Here is a 19,967-nt window from a genome sequence, read left to right on the forward strand (position 1 = left end):
GGCGGTCCCACAGCTCATCCGACACGATCCACGGCGATGTCCCCACACCGGAACGAACGGTCAACTCCCGCCCCGGACACGGCCATCGGCTCCGATCCACCTCTTTGTGTTAGCTGCTGTTAGCCGCGGGTGGCCCTTCTCTTCCCGCGCGGGACGCCCGGCCCAAAACCAGCGGCGTACAAGGAAGCCTAGCTGGACGTCAACGGCTTCCACTTGATTCACGCTGATCCAAGCGAACCGGCACTCCACACGGAGATACGCCTCTGAACACACGCGGAGACAGACGCCAGCCAGCGGCCGAGTCAGCAACGCTGAGCCATAAGCCATGTGTCAGACGCGCTTCGCTGACGCTCCAACGTCCGACCGGCACTCGGGGCGGCTGCGCCGAGTGCGCCAGGTCCACATCGTGTGCCCCACGAGAGCCAAGGCAGCAACGACGGCAACTACACGAATCGCGTTCCAGGTTAGATCGACAATCAGTCCTTGTGAGTCCGCCTCCACGCTCAGCCGCTGAGAAGTCTCAATAAATGCGATCAATGGAACAAGCAGACGGAATGGAAGGCCGCCAATGCCGGAAGTTCGCCCCAGGTTCCCCACGAGGCCCACAGGCGCACCGGCCACGAAAGCCGCTATCCCCCAGAACAGGATTCTGGAAGTTAGGTCCTCTCCGGATCCAGCAGAGATAACCCGCCCGACTGGAGCAGTTGGTGTCAGGAACTTGAAAAGATAGTACACAACCACGCCGATGGCCAATGCCGAAGAGGCCAGCAGCGACGATTCGATCTTCGATCGGCGGGAATAGCCCACCAAAAATGCGAAACACGCCCACGACCACCCGCCGGAAAATACAAGGGCTACGGCATGGCAGATCGCGTTATCGAACTTACCCGCGAGTGGGCCAATTACGCCAAGTGCCGCACCCATCACGAGAGCTACCGCGATAGGCGCAACGCGTGCGCGCGGAAAGTACAGGATTTCTCTTTCCCCGTCTCTACGGTCAATCCTCAAGGTGAAAATGATGCCTCTCCGGGGTTCCTGTGCTGGTGCCAGTACAGGAACCCCGGGCGACACGAACCTCCCCCGGTCGTCTAGCACATGCCCACACCACACAGGGTGGAGGCGCAGCGCTAGAGCGCCGGGAGATGAAGGCTCAGTACTTAGAGTAGTAGGTGGAGCACGTGAAGGCGGCGCCTCTGGTGAGGTTCGCGTTGGAATAGTCGTTCGGGCCCACGATGTCCTTCGCCGTGTCACCAGCGATCTTCACCGTTGAGCCGTGCCGCACGTCGTGGTGGTAGTAGTTCGAGTAGCAGTACTTGCCGCCCGTGGTGAGGTACCAGCCGTAGCTCCACGTTCCGCCACCGACCTCGACAATGACCTTTGGCGTAACGCTTCCCGCCGAGCTGTCGTCCATCGTGAACGTCACCTCGCCCCATTCCTCAGGGTCACCGAGCTCTGGGGGCGGCTGGGTCCCGTCCCCGCGGTGGTGGACGATGATGGTGTCGGAAGCGCCGAGCTGAGCACCGTCCGCAGTGGCCGGCGTGGCGAGGCCGCCAGCAGCCAGAGCTGCGCCCGCAACGGCGAAAATGACCGATCTACCGGAGATCTTCACGAAAACCCCTCCCTTGATTCCCTTGTGGGGATCAAGGGAGATCCTCTACACATCATGTCCACGTGTAAAGGGAACTCCAGAAGGTTGACCGAAAGCTCCCCCTGGCCGACTTGCACACCCGTCAGCATACCGATCTGTTGGATGGTTCCGCGCCATCGGGACACATTCCCGCCACTCATTCCAAAATCACGGGCTCTAGCCCACGGCGCGCTTACTGAAACTTGCCTTCATCGTAAACCTGCCTTCATCGACCTCTCCCGTCACTGCTACGTAGAGTTGTGACACCGACGGTTTTGGGACAGAAAAACGACCTACCGGCCGAGGCGAAGCGCACGGCCCATGAAGTTATTCGGCCTGGTCCCTGGGTGCCTCACCCCCTTCGCGAACACGATCTTCCCGCCGGTCTCGAAGCGGAGCGCTCGCGCGCGGCGCGGGCGGATGATGTGTGGCCGGGTGCCGTCGAGGACGTACCCCGACCTGGTCGAGGACGCCCGACGCGAGCTGGGCGTGTCCCTCGCGGACATGCGCGAGGCCAACAAGCGCTGGCAGGCGATGGTCCGCTCCCCCAGGCCGCGCCCGGCGGCCTCCCGGTACCGCTCGGTGCTCGGCGCGCCCGAGTCGGAGGGCAAACGCACCATCGGCGACCTGGAGTGCGCGGTGTGGCAGTGGCCCGTCCCGCTCTGGCCCGACCTGCGCTTCGAGGTGCTGGTCGCCGCCACGGGCGCGGTCTGGAACGAGTGGCTGGTCCGCGCGCCGGGCGCCCCCGCGCCGCGCCTCGCCCGCCTCGAAGACCTCACGCCCTGGTCGTGCACGGTCGACGAGGCGGCCCGCGCCTTCGCCCCGGCCCGCCCGCTGGAGGGCACGGCCCCCACCCGCTGGGGCCTCGCCTTCACGGCCCCCGACGCGCACGGCGTCCGCCGCGAGGTTGTCGCCGAGTTCACTTGGGGCTTGTTGCAGCGGGTTGCCGGCGGCGCCTCAGGGGTGACGCGCCGGTAGTCGAGTGCGGGTGCGTTGTGGCTGGGCGCGCCGGTAGTCGGTCGGGTGCGGGTGCGTTGTGGCTGGTCGCGCAGTTCCCCGCGCCCCTTACGGGGCGCCGCACGCCGCCAGGATCGCCGATGTCACCGTGGCCGTCGAAGCTGGGTGCAGGAAGAGGAACAGGTTGGGTTCGATCAGTTCCAGTTCCATCACGTGGGGCGTGCCGTCCTCGCCGTCGACCAGGTCCACACGCGCGTACAGCAGTTCGGGCGCGTCCGGTACGGCGGCCAACGCGCGCCCGGCGACGGCGAGTTCGGCCGGTGTCGGCAGCCAGCGCTCCAGGTCGGGGTGGGCCACCTTCTCCGCGTCGTACGCCGTGCCGGGCGCCAGCACGGCCCGCTTGCGGCTGGCGTGCAGCAGCCGGCCGCCGAAGAACTGCAGGGCCCGCTCGCCGCCGACATCGATGCCGCGGACGTAGGGCTGCACCATCGCGGTCAGCCCCTCCTCGTGCATGCGGGCCAGCTGCCGCAGTGCCGCGTCGCGCTCGCCGGGTGCGTACCGCGCGGCGTACCGGGCGCCCGCGCCGAAGGTCGGCTTGACGACGAAGTCGTGATCGTCCGGGAGTTCGGCCGCGGATCCGGGCGCGACGTAACGGGTCGGCACGACGGGCACGCCTGCCGCCGCGAGGTCCCCCAGGTACCGCTTGTCGGTGTTCCAGCGCACGACGGCGGCCGGATTGGCCAGCCGCGTCACCTTGCCTGCCCGCTCCGCCCACGCCACGAACTCCTCGGCCCGCCAGGCATAGTCCCAGGTGGAGCGGATGACGACGAGGTCGAACCCGCTCCAGTCGACGCCGGGGTCGTCCCAGTGCACGGCGGCGGCCTCGGCCCCGGCGTCCGCCAGGGCCCGCAGCAGGACCGGCAGGTCGCGGTCCCGGTTCGGCTCGGTTCCGGGGTCGTAGGTGGCGAGTGCGATACGGGGCACGGCGGGCTCCCTCGGCGTATGAATGCGGCGGATGATCAGACCGCAGGCTAACCGTCGCGACGGCGACCGCGGCAACCGGTTTGACCTTCACCCTCGGTGAAGCCGCAGCATCGGTGGCGGGACGACGAGCACAGCGGCACCCGGGGGTGGGGCATGGAGATGCTGACGATCGGCGCCTTCGCGAAGGCCAGCCGGCTCTCGCCGAAGGCGCTGCGGCTCTACGACGAGCTGGACCTGCTGCGGCCCGCGCGGGTCGACCCGGACACCGGGTACCGGTACTACTCCGTCGAGCAGTTGGAGCAGGCCCGGCTGGTGGCCTGGCTGCGCCGGCTGGGCATGCCGCTCGCCGGGATCCGCGCGGTGTGCGCGCTGGAACCGGCCGCCGCCGCACGGGAGATCCGCGCCCACTGGGCGCGGGTGGAGGCCGAGACGGCCGTGCGCCGGGACCTCGCCGCATTTCTCGTCGACCATCTGAACGCAGAGTCGAGGAAGGACACCGTCATGCTGGAACTGCGTCATTGCGCCCGCTCCGACACCGGCCGAGTGCGGCCCGCCAACCAGGACACGGCGTACGCGGGTGCACGCCTGCTCGCCGTGGCCGACGGGTACGGGCCCGCCGGGGCGCCGGCGAGCAGCGCCGCGGTGGAGGCGCTGAAGTTCCTGGAGAGCGCGGAACCGTCCGCGGGCAGCATCCTGAACCTGCTGGAGGACGCCGTCCAGGGCGCGCACCAGGCCGTGCGGGACGCGGCAGGCGGCGCGACGGAGGCCGGCACCACGCTGACCGCGCTGCTGCTGACGGGTTCACGGCTGGCCCTGGTGCACATCGGGGACTCGCGCGCCTATCTGCTGCGCGACGGCGGCCTGTTCCGGATCACCCACGACCACACCATGGTCCAGTCGCTGCTCGACGAGGGCCGGCTGGCCCCGGAGGAGGCCACCGCGCACCCGCAGCGCGCCCTGCTCCTGAAGTCGCTCGGCGGTGACACGGGCACCGCCCTCGGCGGTGGCGCGAGCACCGCCCCCGACCTGAAGCTGCGTGACGCGCTGCCCGGCGACCGGTATCTGCTGTGCTCCGACGGCCTGTCCGGGGTCGTGACGGACGACCGGATCGCGCACGTGCTGTCCACGGCCGCAACCCCCGACGCGGCGGTCGGCGCCCTGATCAGCGAGGCGAACGCCACCGGCGGCCCGGACAACGTCAGCTGCGTGGTCGCCGACGTGGTCGAGACGGCGGCCTGAGCCCACCGCCGCGTCCCGCCGCTCCCGCACGGGCGCCCTCGCCGACGGTCCGATCCTCTACCGTCGGTGGCACACAGGAGCGTGCGGAGCGCTGTGCCGGTGCTCCCCGACGGGTAAGGAGTGCGCCGCGTGTCCCTTCTCTTTCCGGCCCTGGCGGGCGGTCCGGGCGAGCGCGTCGCCCTGCGGTTCGGCGAACGGTCGCTGACGTACGCGGAACTGGGCGCCGCCGCTGGTGCCGTGGCTGCCCGGGTCCGGGGCGCGGGCCGGGTCGCCGTATGGGCGACGCCGGAACCGGAGACGGCCGTCGGGGTGGTGGGCGCCCTGCTCGCCGGGGTGGCCGCCGTACCGCTCAACCCGAAGTCCGGGGAGGGCGAACTCGCCCACATCCTCTCCGACAGCTCGCCCTCCCTGGTGCTGGCCGCGCCCGGTGACCGGCTCCCGGCGCCGCTGAACGCACTGGCGCGGCTCGACGTGGACGCGTACGGCGGCGGCGACGTCCCCGAGGACCGTGCGGCGGGCGGCGACCCCGCGCTGGTCGTCTACACCTCCGGCACCACCGGCCCGCCCAAGGGCGCGGTGCTGCCCCGCCGCGCGCTCGCCGCCACCCTGGACGCGCTGGCCGACGCCTGGCGGTGGACCGCGGACGACGTCCTGGTGCACGGGCTGCCGCTGTTCCATGTGCACGGGCTGGTGCTGGGCGTCCTCGGCCCGCTGCGGCGCGGCGGCTCGGTGCGGCACCTGGGGCGGTTCGGCACCCAGGGCGTGACCCGGGAGCTGAACGACGGCGCGACCATGCTCTTCGGGGTGCCGACCATGTACCACCGGATCGCCGAGGCGCTGCCCGAGGACCCCGGGCTGGCCAAGGCGCTGGGCCGGGCCCGGCTGCTGGTCTCCGGCTCCGCCGCGCTGCCGGTGCACGACCACGAGCGGATCACGGCCGCGACCGGGCAGCGGGTGATCGAGCGGTACGGCATGACGGAGACGCTCATGAACACGAGCGTGCGGGCCGACGGTGAGCCCCGCGCGGGCACGGTCGGGGTGCCGCTGCCCGGCGTGGAGCTGCGGCTGGTGGAGGAGGACGGCACGGTCCTCGCGGCGTACGACGGGGAGAGCATCGGCGAGATCCAGGTACGCGGCCCGAACCTGTTCACCGAGTACCTCAACCGGCCCGACGCCACCGCCGCCGCGTTCACCGCGGACGGCTGGTTCCGCACCGGCGACATGGCGGTGCGCGAGGCCGACGGCTATGTCCGCATCGTCGGCCGGAAGGCCACCGACCTGATCAAGAGCGGGGGTTACAAGATCGGCGCCGGGGAGATCGAGAACGCGCTGCTGGAACATCCGGGGGTGAGCGAGGCGGCCGTCACCGGGGAGCCGGACGCGGACCTGGGCGAGCGGATCGTGGCATGGATCGTGCCCGTGGATGCCCAGTCCCCGCCCGGAGCCGAGGAGTTGGCCGACCATGTGGCCCGCCGCCTGGCCCCGCACAAGCGGCCGCGCGTCGTCCACCATCTGGCTGCGCTGCCTCGCAACGATCTGGGCAAAGTCATGAAACGCACGCTGTGACGCTCCGCTGGGTGGGCCGGGTTACGGCGCCGTCTTGGCTACGGCGCCGGTCGCCTGCGGCAGCATCGCTGACTGCGGCGCCATCGTTGACTGCGGCGCCATCGTTGACTGCGGCACCATCGTTGACTGCGGCACCATCGTTGACTGCGGCACCATCGTTGACTGCGGCGCCATCGTTGACTGCGGCACCATCGTTGACTGCGGCACCATCGTGGCTGGTCGCGCAGTTCCCCGCGCCCCTATAGGGCGCGGCGCCATCGTTGGCTGCGGCGGCGTCGTGGCTGGTCGCGCAGTTCCCCGCGCCCCTACGGGGCGCGGCGCCGGTCCCTCGTCCTCGTGCCACCCGATCGGCGTAACGTCACCCTCTTGGCCGAGCCGCCTCGCCGAGGGAAGTGGCCGGCGGCCGGGTCCGACAGCGCGGGACGTGAGTCGCCCAAGGGGCCGGGACGGAGGGACAGCCCGCGTCGCCCGGGGCACCGGCCCGGCCCGGATCACCGTTCAGGGTGCCCCGGTCGGCCCTCTTCGGCCTTCTTCGGGAGGCGTCGGATCCGCCGGGGGCGGAGGATACGTAAGAGGCCCGCCAACCGGCGGCACCGCCACGGCCTGCGCACTCGGGAGGATCTGCCGTGACCGTCAGTCTGGAGCAGTTGCGCCGCTGCCACTTCGCCGTCGATCTGGGCGCGGCCCGTACCCGCGTCTATGTGAAGGGCGTCGGCCTCGTCGTGGACCAGCCGTCCGCCGCCGCAGTGAACACCCGCACCGGCGCGCTCATCGCCGTGGGCGAGCTGGCGGAGCGGATGACGGGACGCACCCCCGGCTATATCCGCGTCGTACGGCCGGTGTCCGGCGGCACCGTCGTCGACATCGAGATGGCCCAGCGGATGCTGCGCCATCTCCTCGGCGACAAGATCCGCCGCGCGCTGCGCCGCAAGACGCGGCTGCGCGCCGCCGCCTGCACCCCGCACGACGCCGATCCGCTGGCCCAGCGGGCGACGATCGAGACGCTGGCCGGCCTCGGCGCCCGCCGCGTCGAACTCGTGGACACCCTGATCGCCGCCGCCGTCGGCTGCGGTCTGCCCGTGGAACGCGCCCAGGGCACGATGATCGTCGTATGCGGTGCCGCCGCCACCCAGGTCGCCGTCCTCTCGCTCGGCTCGATCGTCACCGCCGAACGGATCCCGGTCGGCGGCGAGGCGGTCGACCATGCGATCGTGCAACACCTGCGGCACGCACACGAGTTGGTGCTGCCCAGCCAGTCCGTACGACCGTTGCAACTGGCCCTGTCCGGCAATGGCCTGACCCCGCACGGCCCGGTGTCCACGGTGATCCACGGCCGGGACGTGGCGACCGGTCTCGCGCGCAGCGTGCGGATCGACACCGCCGCCGTGCGCGACGCCATCCATACCCCGCTGACGGCCGTGCTCGACGGCATAGGCAAGGTGCTGCGGGACTGCCCGCCCGATCTGGTCGCCGACCTCGCCGACGTCGGGATCGTCATGGTCGGCGGCTCCGCGCTGCTGCCCGGCCTTGACCAGATGCTGCGGGAGGCGACCGGGATGCCGGTGAACATCGCCGAGCGGCCCGACGTGTGCGCCGTCCAGGGCATCGGCGCCATGCTGGAGGGCAAGATCGAGCCCCTGGTCCTGAACCCGCTGGCCGCCTGAGCCGGCACCGCGCCGCGGCCGTATGCCCGAGGCCCCCTGCCCCGCCTGCTGCCGACCATGCTCAGCGCCGGGCCACGCCGTTCAGTACGGCAGGATCCGCCCCGAAGGGGTCCTGCGGTCGATCTCCTGGCCGCGGGGGGCGGCGGGCCGACGGCTGACACGAACACGGATCCGGCGGTCCATGGCGCCCTCCTCATGCTTCCCGGTGCCTCGTCCTGATCGTCCTGCCCAGCCCGGCCCATGCCCAAGCCCGTCGGGCCCGAGATCGAGGTGCGGGTGGGGAGCGCGACGCGCACACTGGAGGTGGAGGACGGCGCGGCCGACGGGGAAGAACCTGGGGCACGACCGCGCCGTATCACCGGGGTGTCTGGTATGCCCCCTGCACTCCCCTCGGGAGGCGCAGGGGGCATCGTCATGCCCGCCGACCCCCGCCCCGGCTGCGCCGGCCGCCCGGCAGGGTCACAACACGGCCACAGAGCCCGCACGGCACCGCCACCCGGCGGATGATGCCCCCTCAGTGACTGCTGGGGGCAACCATGAAGATCCGTACAGCCCTGTGCGCTGCCCTGCTCGCGCTCACCGCCCTCACGGCCGGATGCGGCAGCGGTGACGCCGAAGCCGGCCCCGGAGCCTGCAAGGCCGCGCTGGAGGAGCAGGTGTCCAAAGCCGCGAAGAACGACGAAGAAGGCGGCCGGCCCGCCGAGTGCGACGGCCTCGACGACAAGACGCTACGACGCCTGACCGGCGAAGTGATCACGGAATGGCTGAAGAGCGACGAGGCCGACAAGGCCGCCGGCGACGCCCTGAAGGACGCCTTCGGCGACGGCATCCCGGTCTCCGACCTCGCCACGCCCGGTGCCGCCGAGCCCACGCCGACCACGGCCACCGGCGTCTCCGCCGCATGCCGGGCCTGGATCGAACAGACGCTCCCCGACCCCACCGATGAAGGCGCCGGCGCCACCGGGTCCGGCGCGTGCGGCGCCCTGACCGACGACGAACTGCACCAGGCCGTCGAGAAGATCATCAACGACCTCGCCGAGAAAGAAGTCACCACGGCCCCCTGACCACTGCGGAGACGCCAAGGCCGAGGAGACACCCACCAGCGGCCACCGGCCAAGACCGTGCTCTGCCGTTGGCCATCGTGGCCCGACAACCGCGCCGGACGCCGACGCGCGGGCCACCCCGCCCCAACCGGCAAGCCGCTGACGGGAATCCGTCCATGTCCCGGGAGGCCGCCGCTCGACCATTGGAGGGGTACTCCCCCGACACGTCGGCGAGTTGCTTGGGGAGCCCCGGCCGTCGTGATCGTCTACGTCTCGGTTGAGCTTCGGCTGAGCCAACGATCTTCAGAGACGGTGAAAGCCCCTCCGGCACGGAGGGGCCGACGCTCTGCCGCAGGTGAAAACGTTCCTGCCTCGGTGGGGCGGGTGGGACTCGAACCCACGGCCGACGGATTATGAGTCTCCGGTAGCTTCGATACGCCTCATTCCGCCCCGTACCGTCCTGTGCCATGCAAGTGCGGTTCATGCTGGTCACGAAGTGTTCGACCGCACTGGCTTTCAAGCTCTCATACCGTCTGGTGTCGTCGCGTGTCACCGCGTTCCGGGGCGTTCGGGCCAGCAGGGGGCCAGCAAGAAGGGCCCCCGACCCGCAGGTCAGAAGCCCTTTCAACACCACGCCCAGCATACCCGGATCCAGGCCCTCGGCTACGCGGCGCTCGCCGTGCCTGCGGGCCTGTGGGCCGGGGTCTTCGCGGCAGCTGCCGCCGGCCAGTTCCCTCCAGCCGTCGGGTCCGCGTGTGGGTGGGGGGCGTTCACGATCGGCGTGGTGCTCGTCTCAGGTATGGACGATCCCTTGCCGCCGTACCTGAGAAAGGCGAGACGCTGATGGATGTTGGGGCACTGGTCGGGGGCGGCGTCGCCCTGGTGGTGGGCGTGCTGTCGTGGACGCAGTCGAGGGCGACGAACCGGCGCAGCGAGTTCACGACGATAGCCGCCGAGCTGCGGAAGGATCTCGATGCGGAGCGCACACAGCGCAAGCTGCTGACGTCCTACGTGCTGGAGATCTGGCGGTGGGCTCGCCGGGTCGGCCCGGACACTCCAGCTGGGCCGGCGCCCGAGCCGCCGCAGGAACTCGACCTCACCCCCTGGCGGTGAAACGAAACGCGCAACGAAACCCCAGCGGCCCCGCTCCTGCTTCGGCAGAGGCGGGGCCGCTTTCGTGCGTTCAGGGGTCAGGGCAGGGCTTCGATCGCCTTGAGGATCAGGGCGCGCGCGTCGGCCCCGTACACAGCCATGCCGCGCAGCTGCTCGAACGCCTTCAGGTAGAGGGCGATCTCCGAGGGCTGGGTCACCTGCACGCGGGCGGCCAGCAACTCGACCGACACCAGCGTCTCGTCGTACACGTGGAACAGCTCCTGCGGCCACATGGGACGCGCGGTGGTCGCACTGGGGATGATGCCCAGCGACACCTGCGGCAGAGCGCCGGCGGTCAGCAGGTAGCCCAACTGGGCGGCCATCGCGTCCGCGTCCCCCAACTGGTAGTAGAGGACCGGTTCTTCGATGACCATCGCGAACCGGTGCCCGGGTTCGTGGATGATCCGGGAGCGTGCGAGTCGTGCGGCGACTGCGTCGGCGACGTCGTCGGGGATGTCCCGAAAGCGAGTGATCGAGGTCATCAGCCCGCGTGCGTACCCCTCGGTCTGGAGCAGCCCAGGAACCATGATCGGCGAGTAGACCCGGAACAGCTTCGTGGCCTTGAAGAGCGGGACGTAGCTGTTCTGCAGCTGCTTCAGCCCGGTGCGGACCTTGCGCCGCCACTCGACATACATGGACTCTGCGGTACGGGACTGGGCGATGATGTCGTCCACCTGGTCCTGCGCGTCGCAGGCCGCGCACCAGCGGCGGATGTCTTCAGCCGAAGGGGGCGTGCGCGCGGCCTCGATCCGGTAGGTCTTCGGGTGGCTCCAGCCGCAACGCGTGGCCAGCTCGGGCCCGGTGATCCCGGCGTCAGCGCGAAGTTCCTTCAGGCGACCGGCGACGGCTTCGCGGGCTGCCTGGGCCGAGGAGGACGGGGAGAGAGGCATGAGCTGGCCTGGTCACTTTCGCGTTAGCTGATCTTGTAGTTCTCGTGTGGCACGGCGCGAGCCCACACCGCTTCGAACGCCTCGGCGCACAGCTTTGCTGCGGCCGGGTCCTCGCTGATCTCGCCGGGCGCAGAGGCGCCGTCCCCGGTGAAGTGGTTCCACCGGATCAGACGACCATCGATCAGCCAGAAGTCATTGCCTGGCAGCGCGATATCGGAGGCGCGCCGGCGGGCGAGCCACCGCACCTGTTCCCCAGCCCCCAGGTTCACGACAGTGCTTGCGTGTTCGTACCGGATGTAGTCGCTCACCGGTTCGGAGACGATACGGGCTCGGCGCACAGCGACGCCGCGGGCGACGGTCCGCCGGATCAGCCTGGTCCACGGGCCCCAGTACGGAGAGTCCGGATCGGTGTCCCGTTCGCCTGTGGCTTTCCAGCGGGCGAAGTCGTCGGCTTCGCTGGCCACTCCATAGGCGTCTCGCATCTCAAGGTGGACGGCAGTGCGTTCGGCACCGTCCAAGAGGTCATCGAAGCTGGGCACGTTCCGCGGCATCGCACGCCTTTCGTAGGGCCGGCACCATGCGGGCCGGGATTCGGATGACTGCCTCATGCTCGGGGATGCCCGCCGCGTGCCCGGGCACCCTGAACGCGGCGCACTCTGCTTCTAGTTCGGGTCCTGGCTTCCATCCCTGGATGACCAGTTCGTTCGTGCTGTCGTCGACCCACACTGTCGGGCTTTCGCCTGTGCCGGTGTTCGGGTCGATCCCGAAGAACTGTAGGGGCATGACCGCCTCCTGCAAGTTTCGTGTTCAGAGATGTACACCACCGTTATGCGCAGGACTTGGCAGGTCAAGTGCGCAAATAAGTCGCGTGTACATCGGTGCACATTGCTGGCTGTGGCTATGTGGACGCTCCTAGCGTCGGCGGATACGACGAAACCCCGGCGAGGCGGCGGGCCTCCCGGGGCATGGCCAACGCCGCTGAGGAGCGTCGACATGGCAGAGACTACGCAGACCGAGGCCACCCCCGACAAGCCCACCGCCTACGGCTGGTGCACCTGGCACAAGGGCGCCGCCGACGGCATCCGGCTCATCAGCGCGATCGAGCAGGGCTCAGGGCCCGGGGTAGGCCTGTTCGCCTGCGGCCCGTGCCGCGACGTGTACGGCCTGGTCCCGCTCACCGACCGACCGTGAACCCCGCCTTCGTGAACGCGGTCGAGATGCTGCCCATGCCCCGCCGTGAGTTCACGGCCGCGCAACTCGACGGCACCGCCTGCCCCTGGTGCGCACGGCAGCCCGAGATACCGCTGGGGCCGCGGCTGCGGGTGGCCGAGGGGCGCCTGGACCGCTGGTTCCCGCACGCGTGCCTGCCGTGCGCTCAGCGGGAGGCCGCGCGCGTGCACGCGGTCCACGTCACGGTGTGCCCGCGGTGCACGCACCGCGACTACTGCCCCGACGCGCGCGCCCTGCGCCGCCTCGCGCTGGCGCCCTGAGACGCCGCCCGCCCCTGGCCTGCGGGCGGCACCAGGCCCCGGCCGGACGCCGATCCGGCCGGGGCCAGACCCCTGAACCGGGCGGTGCGCGAGTGCCTAGACTGGCCGCTTCGCACGGAGAGGACCGTCATGCGCAACGACACATTCGTCCCATTCGTCATGGACTGCGTCAAGAACACGCCGGGCGTAAGCCGCGTCCAGACCCTCGCCGAGGCCGGCGACACCAAGCACCCCCGCGGGATCGTCGTGACCGTCGGGTCCAAGGAGACCCGCTGGCAGTTCAACCACCAGCTCGCGGACGGCGAGAAGCACGACACCCCCACCGCCGAGGTCGACGGGCAGCCCGCTGCGTGGACGGACACCACCGTGCAGGACGGGGGCGAGGAGTGGCTGGCCGCGGTCATCGGCCGCGCCGAGTCCCCGAAGATCGCGAAGATCGACCGCTGGTCGACCCGCGAGGACAGCAGTGGCGGCGAGGGCGTGACCGTCTTCTTCCACAACGGCTCCCGGGCGTTCATCCGGCGCATCTGAGACCTCCCCGGCCGCGCCCGCGGCACCGGGGAGTGCACCACCAGCACCACACATCAGCACCATCCCGACGATCGAGGGAGACCTGCTCATGCGTGTAGACCCCGGCCGCTGCGAGGCCAGTTGCCCCGTGTGCGGCGCCTACGGAAGCGCGAACCCCGGCGAGCCGACCGCCCCGCACCAGGCGCAGGGCAGCCGCGAGATGTGCCCCGGAAGCGGCCAGCCCGCAATCTGACCTGACGCCCTGAGGCTCGACCACGGCCCCGGCCGGCACTCCACAGTTGCCCGGCCGGGGCCGCTTCGTCGCCCAGGGACGCGGCTGCTCGACCATTGGAGCGGTGCTCCCCCGACACGTCGGCGAGTTGCTTTGGGATCCCCCGGCGCCATGATCGCCTGGCTCTCGGGCCAGCAGCGAGCCAGCTAACGATCTTGAGAGACGAAGAAAGCCCCTCCGATGAGGAAGGGCCGACGCTCCAGTACAGGTCAGAAGGTTTCTGCACTGGGGCGCCTCGGTGGGGCGGGTGGGACTCGAACCCACGGCCGACGGATTATGAGTCCGCTGCTCTAACCGGCTGAGCTACCGCCCCATAGCGGCGTGTCGCGTACAAGTGTGCGCGCCGTCTGCCGCAGCATAGCCGCTCATACGATCTCCTGCCTCGGATGGTCGGCTTCACATGACCTTGAGGACTCCGCCCCGTGCCGGGCGGTTCCCAGGATTCGGCGCGGACATGAAAAAGGACCCCTACGGGGTCCTCGTTCAGCATGCTCCCCCGACTGGACTCGAACCAGTAACCTGCCGGTTAACAGCCGGCTGCTCTGCCAATTGAGCTACGGAGGACCGAGCTCCCCCGACTGGACTCGAACCAGTAACCTGCCGGTTAACAGCCGGCTGCTCTGCCAATTGAGCTACGGAGGAATGCCTCATCGCATCGAACGTACCTCCCTGGGTATCCGCCAGGGGGCGCGCGCTCGCTGCGACACATACATTAGCGCAAGCAGGGGGGTGCTCCGCCAATCGGTACTCTCCCCACGCCGATGTCGTACCAAGCAGACCTACGCAAGGAAAGGGTGGCCGTCATGCGCTACCGGCTCACGTTCGTCGCCGGACTCGCCCTGGGCTACGTACTGGGCACGAGGGCCGGACGCGAGCGTTACGAGCAGCTGAAGAAGTCCGCTCTGCAGTTCGCGCAGAACCCGGCCGTCCGCAACACCGCGGAGACGGCGGCCCAGCAGGGGCGGCAGTTCGCGGGCCGGGCGCTGCACACCGTGAGCGACAAGGTCGGCGACCGCATGCCCGACTCGGTGGCCCACCGGGTGCGCACCCTGCGCGAGCGCACCGCCGGCGGCTCCGGCGCGGACGACTGGGGTACCAGCGCCCCGTAGTCGGCACAGTCGGCCGCTTCTCGGGTGCCCGGCCGGGCACCCGAGAAGCGATGAACCGCCCACGGCCACAGCAGACGCCGCGATACGGCAGAATTTCGGTCATGGGGATAGTCGCCGGGTTGGACAGCTCGCCCGATTTCACTCGCATCGTCGTCTGCGACACGGACACGGGGGCCGTGCTCCGGCAGGGCTATGCGCCGCACCCCGTGGAGAGCCCCGGCGGCGGGCGCCCCTCCGACATCGACCCGCAGGCCTGGCTGCTGTCCCTGGGGGAGGCGGCCGGCGGCGGGTTGCTTGAGGGCGTGCAGGCGATCGGCGTCTCCGCGCAGCAGAACGCTTTGATCCCGCTCGATGCGCAGGGCAACACGGTGCGTCCGGCGCTGGTGGGCGGCGACAAGCGGGCGCAGGTCGCGGCGGCCGACCTGATCGACGCGCTCGGCGGGCGGGGTGCGTGGGCGCAGGCGGTCGGCTCTGTGCCGCAGGCCGCGCAGCCGGTGACCAAGCTGCGCTGGCTCGCCCGCAGCGAACCCGAGCACGCGCTGCGCACCGCCCTGCTGCTCCAGGCCCACGACTGGCTGGTGTGGCAGTTGCTCGGCCGGCCGGTGCGGCGGACCACCGACCGGGGCGGGGCCTCCGGGACCGGGTACTGGTCGGCGGCCACCGGCGCCTGGCGGCCCGATCTGATCGAGCTGGCGCTCGGTCACCAGGCCGTGCTGCCCGAGGTGATCGGGCCGGCCGACGCGGCCGGTACGACGCCGGAGGGCCTGCTGATCTCCGCCGGGACCGGGGAGACGATGGCCGCCGCCTTCGGGCTCGGTATCGGTCTCGGGGACGCCGTGGTGTCGCTGGGCGCCTCGGGCTCCGTGATGGCGGTGCACCCGGAGGCGCTGACCGATCAGTCCGGGATGATCACCTCGCTCGCCGACGCCACCGGTCTGCACCTGCCGGTCGTCACCACCCTGAACGCCGTACGGGCCCTGCGCGGCACCGCCGAACTGCTCGGCCTGCCCGACCTGGAGGGGCTGTCCGAGCTGGCGATGAAGTCGACGCCGGGGTCGCACGGTCTGGTGCTGCTGCCCTATCTGGAGGGCGAGCGGACCCCGAACCTGCCGCACACCGCCGGCACGCTGGCTGGGCTGCGGCGCGAGTCGATGAAGCCGGAGCATCTGGCGCGGGCCGCCTTCGAGGGGATGCTGTGCGCTCTCGCGGACGCGCTGGACGTGCTGCGCGGGCGGGGTGTGGAGGTGCGCCGGGTCTTCCTGCTGGGTCCGGCCGCCGAGCTGCCCGCGGTGCAGGCGGCGGCGCCCTCGCTGTTCGGCGCGCAGGTCGTCGTGCCGCAGCCCGCCGACTACGCCGCGATCGGCGCGGCCCGGCAGGCCGCCTGGGCGCTGGGGGTCTCGCAGGGCTCGCTCGACCCGCGTACCCCGCCCGCCTGGCAGGGCGCGGCGGCGCAGGTGCTGGAGCCGGGCGACGATCTGGCCGTGGGGCAGGCGGTGCGCCAGCAGTTCGTGTCGGTGCGGGAACAGACCCACCCCGGGGCATTCCAGGCATAGCGCTCCGCGGGAAGGGCCGTGGAACGTCGTCGGCCGGCTGCGGCACCATCGTGGCCGGCCGCGCAGTTCCCCGCGCCCCTTCGAGGCGCTGCCCCACAGGCGGGTTAATCGGTTGAGGTAACGCGGGTGGAGTGTCCGACGATAGGGGCCAGGGGCGTACCGACCAGCTCCCACTCGCCGACTCGAAGAGACCCAGCGTGCTCATACGACTTCTGCGGACCTTTCTGAGGCCCTACAAGAAACCCATAGTTCTCCTGGTGCTGCTGCAACTCCTGCAGACGAGCGCCACTCTTTATCTGCCCACGCTCAACGCGCACATCATCGACAACGGCGTCGTGAAGGGTGACACGGGTTACATCCTGTCCTTCGGCGCGCTGATGATAGGCATCTCCCTCGCCCAGGTCGTGTGCAACATCGGTGCCGTGTACTACGGCGCGAAGACCGCGTCCGCGCTCGGCCGGGACGTGCGGGGCGCCGCCTTCGACCGGGTGCAGTCCTTCTCCGCCCGTGAGGTGGGCCACTTCGGGGCGCCCTCGCTGATCACCCGTACGACCAACGATGTGCAGCAGGTCCAGATGCTGGTCCTGATGTCGTTCACGCTGATGGTGTCCGCGCCCATCATGTGCGTGGGCGGCATCATCCTCGCCCTCGGCCTGGACGTCCCGCTGTCCGCGGTACTGGTCGCGGTCGTACCGGTGCTGGGCATCAGCGTGACGCTGATCGTGCGCCGGCTGCGTCCGCTGTTCCGGTCCATGCAGGAGCGGCTTGACACGGTGAACCGGGTGCTGCGCGAGCAGATCACCGGCAACCGGGTCATCCGCGCCTTCGTCCGGGACACCTACGAGCAGGACCGGTTCCGCAAGGCCAACGGCGAGCTGACCGACATGCAGCTGGCCACCGGGCGGATGCTCGCGCTGATGTTCCCGATCGTGATGACCGTGGTGAACGTCTCCTCGATCGCGGTCGTGTGGTTCGGCGCCCACCGCATCGACAGCGGCGGCATGGCGATCGGCGACCTGACCGCGTTCCTCGCCTATCTGATGCAGATCGTGATGTCCGTGATGATGGCCACCTTCATGTTCATGATGGTGCCGCGCGCGGAGGTGTGCGCCGAGCGCATCGAGGACGTGCTGGGCACCGAGTCGTCCGTGGTGCCGCCGACCGCGCCGGTCACGGAGCTGCGCCGGCACGGGCACCTGGAGATCCGCGGGGCCGGGTTCCGCTACCCGGGCGCCGAGGAGCCGGTGCTGAGGTCCGTCGACCTGGTGGCCCGGCCGGGCGAGACGACCGCCGTGATCGGCTCCACGGGCAGCGGCAAGTCGACGCTGCTCGGCCTGGTGCCGCGGCTGTTCGACGCCACCGAGGGCGAGGTGCTCGTGGACGGCGTGCCCGTGGGAAGCGTCGATCCGGCACTGCTCGCCAGGACGGTCGGTCTGGTGCCGCAGAAGCCGTACCTGTTCGCCGGCACGGTCGCCACCAACCTGCGGTACGGCAATCCGGACGCCGGCGACGAGGAGCTGTGGCAGGCGCTGGAGGTGGCGCAGGCCAAGGAGTTCGTGCGGCAGCTGGAGGGCGGCCTCGACGCGCCGATCGCGCAGGGCGGCACCAATGTCTCCGGCGGTCAGCGCCAGCGGCTGGCCATCGCCCGTACGCTCGTCCAGCGCCCGGAGATCTATCTCTTCGACGACTCCTTCTCCGCCCTCGACTACGCCACCGACGCCGCCCTGCGCGGCGCGCTCGCCCGGGAGACCGCCGAGGCCACCGTGGTGATCGTCGCCCAGCGGGTGGCGACCATCCGGGACGCCGACCGGATCGTGGTCCTGGACGAGGGCCGGGTCGTCGGCACCGGCCGCCACAACGAGCTGATGGCGGGCAACGAGACCTACCGGGAGATCGTGCTCTCCCAGCTCACGGAAGCGGAGGCTGCCTGATGGCCGGTCCCATGGGACGCATGATGGGCGGGGCAGGACCGGACCAGCGGTCGATGGAGTTCACGAAGTCGGGCAAGCGGCTCATCGCCCAGTTCCGGCCCGAGCGCCTCACGATCTACGGTCTGCTGCTGTGCGTGGTCGTGAGCGTGGGCCTCAGCGTGATCGGCCCGAAGATCCTCGGCAGGGCCACCGACCTGGTGTTCGCGGGCATCATCGGCCGCCGGATGCCGGCCGGGGCCACCAAGGAGCAGGTGCTCCAGTCCATGCGCGAGCGGGGCGAGGGCGCCGTCGCGGACATGCTGAAGAGCACCGACTTCACCCCGGGCCAGGGCATCGACTTCGGCGCCGTCGGCAATGTCCTGCTGTTCGCGCTGGGCACCTTCCTGGTGGCCGGTCTGCTGATGGCGGTGGCGACCCGGCTGGTGAACCGGTCCGTCAACCGCACGATGTACCGGATGCGCGAGGACGTGCAGACGAAGCTGTCCCGGCTTCCGCTGTCGTACTTCGACAAGCGGCAGCGCGGCGAGGTGCTGTCCCGGGCCACCAACGACATCGACAACATCGGGCAGACGCTCCAGCAGTCGATGGGGCAGCTCATCAACTCGCTGCTCACCATCATCGGCGTGCTGGCGATGATGTTCTGGGTGTCGTGGCTGCTGGCCCTTGTCGCGCTCGTCACCGTGCCGCTGTCGTTCGTCGTCGCCACCCGGGTCGGCAAGCGCTCCCAGCCGCACTTCGTGCAGCAGTGGCGCTCGACCGGCAAACTGAACGCGCACGTCGAGGAGATGTACACCGGGCACACCCTGGTGAAGGTGTTCGGCCGGCAGGAGGAGTCGGCGCGGCAGTTCGCCGAGCAGAACGAGGCGTTGTACGAGGCGGGGTTCAAGGCGCAGTTCAACAGCGGGATCATGCAGCCGCTGATGATGTTCGTCTCGAACCTCAACTACGTACTGGTGGCGGTCGTCGGCGGTCTGCGGGTCGCCTCGGGCTCGCTGTCCATCGGTGATGTGCAGGCCTTCATCCAGTACTCGCGGCAGTTCTCGATGCCGCTGACCCAGGTCGCCTCGATGGCGAACCTGGTGCAGTCGGGTGTCGCCTCGGCCGAGCGGATCTTCGAACTCCTGGACGCGGAGGAGCAGGAGGCGGATCCGGTGCCCGGCGAGCGGCCGACCGAGCTGCGCGGCCGGGTGGCGCTGGAGGGCGTTTCCTTCCGTTACGACCCCGACAAGCCGCTGATCGAGGACCTGTCGCTGAAGGCCGAGCCCGGTCACACGGTCGCGATCGTCGGCCCGACCGGCGCGGGCAAGACCACGCTGGTCAATCTGCTCATGCGGTTCTACGACGTGTCCGGCGGGCGCATCACCCTGGACGGCGTCGACATCGCACGGATGTCCCGGGACGAACTGCGCTCCGGCATCGGCATGGTGCTCCAGGACACCTGGCTGTTCGGCGGCACCATCGCGGAGAACATCGCCTACGGCGCCGCGCGCGAGGTCACCCGGGGCGAGATCGAGGAGGCGGCGCGGGCGGCCCACGCCGACCGGTTCATCCGCACCCTGCCGGACGGCTACGACACGGTGATCGACGACGAGGGCACGGGGGTCAGCGCCGGTGAGAAGCAGCTCATCACCATCGCGCGGGCGTTCCTGTCCGACCCGGTGATCCTGGTGCTCGACGAGGCGACCAGCTCCGTCGACACCCGTACCGAGGTGCTGATCCAGAAGGCGATGGCGAAGCTCCAGCACGGCCGGACCTCGTTCGTCATCGCCCACCGGCTCTCCACCATCCGGGACGCGGACACGATCCTCGTCATGGAGAACGGTTCGATCGTCGAACAGGGCGCGCACGCCGAGCTGCTGGCGGCCGACGGTGCCTACGCCCGCCTGTACAAGGCCCAGTTCGCCCAGGCAGTCGCCGAGATCGACTGACCCGACCCACGATGGGGGCCGTCGCCTGCGGA

Annotated in this window: 19 protein-coding genes and 4 tRNA genes; 13 read left to right on the forward strand and 10 right to left on the reverse strand. The window is 70.3% G+C overall.

Annotated elements, in window-relative coordinates; translation table 11 throughout:
* Positions 1-330 precede the first annotated feature (330 nt).
* Positions 331-1,008, reverse strand: a complete 678-nt coding sequence (locus ACFYTE_RS36705) for a hypothetical protein (RefSeq protein ID WP_388720131.1) — start codon at positions 1,006-1,008, stop codon at positions 331-333.
* A 142-nt stretch (positions 1,009-1,150) separates the two neighbouring features.
* Positions 1,151-1,609, reverse strand: coding sequence for a lactococcin 972 family bacteriocin (locus ACFYTE_RS36710; protein ID WP_388720135.1), 459 nt, complete (start codon positions 1,607-1,609; stop codon positions 1,151-1,153).
* Positions 1,610-2,050: 441 nt separating this feature from the next.
* Here ACFYTE_RS36710 and ACFYTE_RS36715 point away from each other — a divergent pair, with 441 nt between their 5' ends.
* Entirely contained in the window at positions 2,051-2,605 is a 555-nt protein-coding gene (locus ACFYTE_RS36715) for a hypothetical protein (RefSeq protein ID WP_388720315.1), read from the forward strand.
* An 87-nt stretch (positions 2,606-2,692) separates the two neighbouring features.
* Here the strand turns inward: ACFYTE_RS36715 and ACFYTE_RS36720 are convergent, their stop codons facing one another.
* Positions 2,693-3,568, reverse strand: a complete 876-nt coding sequence (locus ACFYTE_RS36720) for a RimK family alpha-L-glutamate ligase (RefSeq protein ID WP_388720138.1) — start codon at positions 3,566-3,568, stop codon at positions 2,693-2,695.
* A gap of 153 nt (positions 3,569-3,721) precedes the next feature.
* On the opposite strand from ACFYTE_RS36720, the gene ACFYTE_RS36725 reads away from it, so the two are divergent.
* The 4 genes from ACFYTE_RS36725 to ACFYTE_RS36740 all read left to right on the forward strand — a co-directional run bounded on the left by ACFYTE_RS36725 (position 3,722) and on the right by ACFYTE_RS36740 (position 9,101).
* Positions 3,722-4,807, forward strand: a complete 1,086-nt coding sequence (locus ACFYTE_RS36725; protein ID WP_388720318.1) for a MerR family transcriptional regulator — start codon at positions 3,722-3,724, stop codon at positions 4,805-4,807.
* Between the two features lie 129 nt (positions 4,808-4,936).
* The gene (locus ACFYTE_RS36730; protein WP_388720141.1) at positions 4,937-6,373 is read left to right on the forward strand and encodes an acyl-CoA synthetase; all 1,437 of its coding nucleotides are present in this window, start codon (positions 4,937-4,939) and stop codon (positions 6,371-6,373) included.
* 626 nt (positions 6,374-6,999) lie between these two features.
* The gene (locus ACFYTE_RS36735; RefSeq protein WP_388720144.1) at positions 7,000-8,037 is read left to right on the forward strand and encodes a rod shape-determining protein; all 1,038 of its coding nucleotides are present in this window, start codon (positions 7,000-7,002) and stop codon (positions 8,035-8,037) included.
* Positions 8,038-8,573: 536 nt separating this feature from the next.
* The gene (locus ACFYTE_RS36740) at positions 8,574-9,101 is read left to right on the forward strand and encodes a hypothetical protein (protein ID WP_388720147.1); all 528 of its coding nucleotides are present in this window, start codon (positions 8,574-8,576) and stop codon (positions 9,099-9,101) included.
* 355 nt (positions 9,102-9,456) lie between these two features.
* Here ACFYTE_RS36740 and ACFYTE_RS36745 read toward each other — a convergent pair.
* Positions 9,457-9,532: transfer RNA gene (locus tag ACFYTE_RS36745), tRNA-Ile, on the reverse strand.
* A gap of 391 nt (positions 9,533-9,923) precedes the next feature.
* On the opposite strand from ACFYTE_RS36745, the gene ACFYTE_RS36750 reads away from it, so the two are divergent.
* On the forward strand, positions 9,924-10,193 hold the full coding sequence (locus tag ACFYTE_RS36750; RefSeq protein WP_388720150.1) for a hypothetical protein: 270 nt from the start codon (positions 9,924-9,926) through the stop codon (positions 10,191-10,193).
* 77 nt (positions 10,194-10,270) lie between these two features.
* Here the strand turns inward: ACFYTE_RS36750 and ACFYTE_RS36755 are convergent, their stop codons facing one another.
* The 3 genes from ACFYTE_RS36755 to ACFYTE_RS36765 are packed head-to-tail and all read right to left on the reverse strand — an operon-like array spanning position 10,271 to position 11,905.
* Positions 10,271-11,122, reverse strand: a complete 852-nt coding sequence (locus tag ACFYTE_RS36755) for a helix-turn-helix domain-containing protein (RefSeq protein ID WP_388720153.1) — start codon at positions 11,120-11,122, stop codon at positions 10,271-10,273.
* Positions 11,123-11,145: 23 nt separating this feature from the next.
* Entirely contained in the window at positions 11,146-11,673 is a 528-nt protein-coding gene (locus ACFYTE_RS36760; protein WP_388720156.1) for a DUF6879 family protein, read from the reverse strand.
* Positions 11,645-11,905: a hypothetical protein gene (locus ACFYTE_RS36765; protein WP_388720159.1), complete on the reverse strand. Its 261-nt coding sequence runs from the start codon at positions 11,903-11,905 to the stop codon at positions 11,645-11,647. The genes ACFYTE_RS36760 and ACFYTE_RS36765 overlap by 29 nt, the downstream gene beginning before the upstream one ends.
* A gap of 210 nt (positions 11,906-12,115) precedes the next feature.
* Here ACFYTE_RS36765 and ACFYTE_RS36770 point away from each other — a divergent pair, with 210 nt between their 5' ends.
* The 3 genes from ACFYTE_RS36770 (at position 12,116) to ACFYTE_RS36780 (ending at position 13,143) form a co-directional block, all read left to right on the forward strand.
* The gene (locus ACFYTE_RS36770; protein ID WP_388720162.1) at positions 12,116-12,313 is read left to right on the forward strand and encodes a hypothetical protein; all 198 of its coding nucleotides are present in this window, start codon (positions 12,116-12,118) and stop codon (positions 12,311-12,313) included.
* Positions 12,310-12,612 (forward strand): hypothetical protein, encoded by a 303-nt coding sequence (locus tag ACFYTE_RS36775; RefSeq protein ID WP_388720165.1) that lies wholly within the window; start codon positions 12,310-12,312, stop codon positions 12,610-12,612. The genes ACFYTE_RS36770 and ACFYTE_RS36775 overlap by 4 nt, the downstream gene beginning before the upstream one ends.
* 129 nt (positions 12,613-12,741) lie before the next feature.
* On the forward strand, positions 12,742-13,143 hold the full coding sequence (locus ACFYTE_RS36780; protein ID WP_388720167.1) for a hypothetical protein: 402 nt from the start codon (positions 12,742-12,744) through the stop codon (positions 13,141-13,143).
* A gap of 510 nt (positions 13,144-13,653) precedes the next feature.
* Here ACFYTE_RS36780 and ACFYTE_RS36785 read toward each other — a convergent pair.
* From ACFYTE_RS36785 to ACFYTE_RS36795, 3 genes are all read right to left on the reverse strand, one after another.
* Positions 13,654-13,727 (reverse strand) — tRNA-Ile (locus ACFYTE_RS36785).
* Positions 13,728-13,905: 178 nt separating this feature from the next.
* Positions 13,906-13,978, reverse strand: a tRNA-Asn gene (locus tag ACFYTE_RS36790).
* A gap of 5 nt (positions 13,979-13,983) precedes the next feature.
* Positions 13,984-14,056 (reverse strand) — tRNA-Asn (locus ACFYTE_RS36795).
* Positions 14,057-14,217: 161 nt separating this feature from the next.
* Between ACFYTE_RS36795 and ACFYTE_RS36800 the strand changes: the two genes are divergently transcribed.
* The 4 genes from ACFYTE_RS36800 (at position 14,218) to ACFYTE_RS36815 (ending at position 19,935) form a co-directional block, all read left to right on the forward strand.
* Positions 14,218-14,523, forward strand: coding sequence for a YtxH domain-containing protein (locus tag ACFYTE_RS36800; RefSeq protein ID WP_388720321.1), 306 nt, complete (start codon positions 14,218-14,220; stop codon positions 14,521-14,523).
* A 101-nt stretch (positions 14,524-14,624) separates the two neighbouring features.
* Positions 14,625-16,076: an FGGY family carbohydrate kinase gene (locus ACFYTE_RS36805; protein ID WP_388720170.1), complete on the forward strand. Its 1,452-nt coding sequence runs from the start codon at positions 14,625-14,627 to the stop codon at positions 16,074-16,076.
* A gap of 197 nt (positions 16,077-16,273) precedes the next feature.
* A complete protein-coding gene (locus ACFYTE_RS36810) occupies positions 16,274-18,007 on the forward strand; it encodes an ABC transporter ATP-binding protein (RefSeq protein ID WP_388720172.1) in 1,734 nt (577 codons plus the stop codon).
* Positions 18,007-19,935: an ABC transporter ATP-binding protein gene (locus ACFYTE_RS36815; protein ID WP_388720175.1), complete on the forward strand. Its 1,929-nt coding sequence runs from the start codon at positions 18,007-18,009 to the stop codon at positions 19,933-19,935. Before ACFYTE_RS36810 ends, ACFYTE_RS36815 begins: the two co-directional genes overlap by 1 nt.
* Positions 19,936-19,967: the final 32 nt, after the last annotated feature.

It is taken from the genome of Streptomyces sp. NPDC004629 (genome assembly GCF_042873595.1).
Classification (GTDB): domain Bacteria; phylum Actinomycetota; class Actinomycetes; order Streptomycetales; family Streptomycetaceae; genus Streptomyces.

Bases quoted from the DNA above. Each gene is read 5' to 3' on its own strand.
- ACFYTE_RS36755 (WP_388720153.1), bottom strand. From the start codon at position 11,122: ATGCCTCTCTCCCCGTCCTCCTCGGCCCAGGCAGCCCGCGAAGCCGTC.
- ACFYTE_RS36765 (WP_388720159.1), bottom strand. From the start codon at position 11,905: ATGCCCCTACAGTTCTTCGGGATCGACCCGAACACCGGCACAGGCGAA.
- ACFYTE_RS36715 (WP_388720315.1), top strand. From the start codon at position 2,051: ATGTGTGGCCGGGTGCCGTCGAGGACGTACCCCGACCTGGTCGAGGAC.
- ACFYTE_RS36780 (WP_388720167.1), top strand. From the start codon at position 12,742: ATGCGCAACGACACATTCGTCCCATTCGTCATGGACTGCGTCAAGAAC.
- ACFYTE_RS36815 (WP_388720175.1), top strand. From the start codon at position 18,007: ATGGCCGGTCCCATGGGACGCATGATGGGCGGGGCAGGACCGGACCAG.
- ACFYTE_RS36805 (WP_388720170.1), top strand. From the start codon at position 14,625: ATGGGGATAGTCGCCGGGTTGGACAGCTCGCCCGATTTCACTCGCATC.
- ACFYTE_RS36800 (WP_388720321.1), top strand. From the start codon at position 14,218: ATGCGCTACCGGCTCACGTTCGTCGCCGGACTCGCCCTGGGCTACGTA.
- ACFYTE_RS36750 (WP_388720150.1), top strand. From the start codon at position 9,924: ATGGATGTTGGGGCACTGGTCGGGGGCGGCGTCGCCCTGGTGGTGGGC.
- ACFYTE_RS36770 (WP_388720162.1), top strand. From the start codon at position 12,116: ATGGCAGAGACTACGCAGACCGAGGCCACCCCCGACAAGCCCACCGCC.
- ACFYTE_RS36740 (WP_388720147.1), top strand. From the start codon at position 8,574: ATGAAGATCCGTACAGCCCTGTGCGCTGCCCTGCTCGCGCTCACCGCC.
- ACFYTE_RS36725 (WP_388720318.1), top strand. From the start codon at position 3,722: ATGGAGATGCTGACGATCGGCGCCTTCGCGAAGGCCAGCCGGCTCTCG.
- ACFYTE_RS36760 (WP_388720156.1), bottom strand. From the start codon at position 11,673: ATGCCGCGGAACGTGCCCAGCTTCGATGACCTCTTGGACGGTGCCGAA.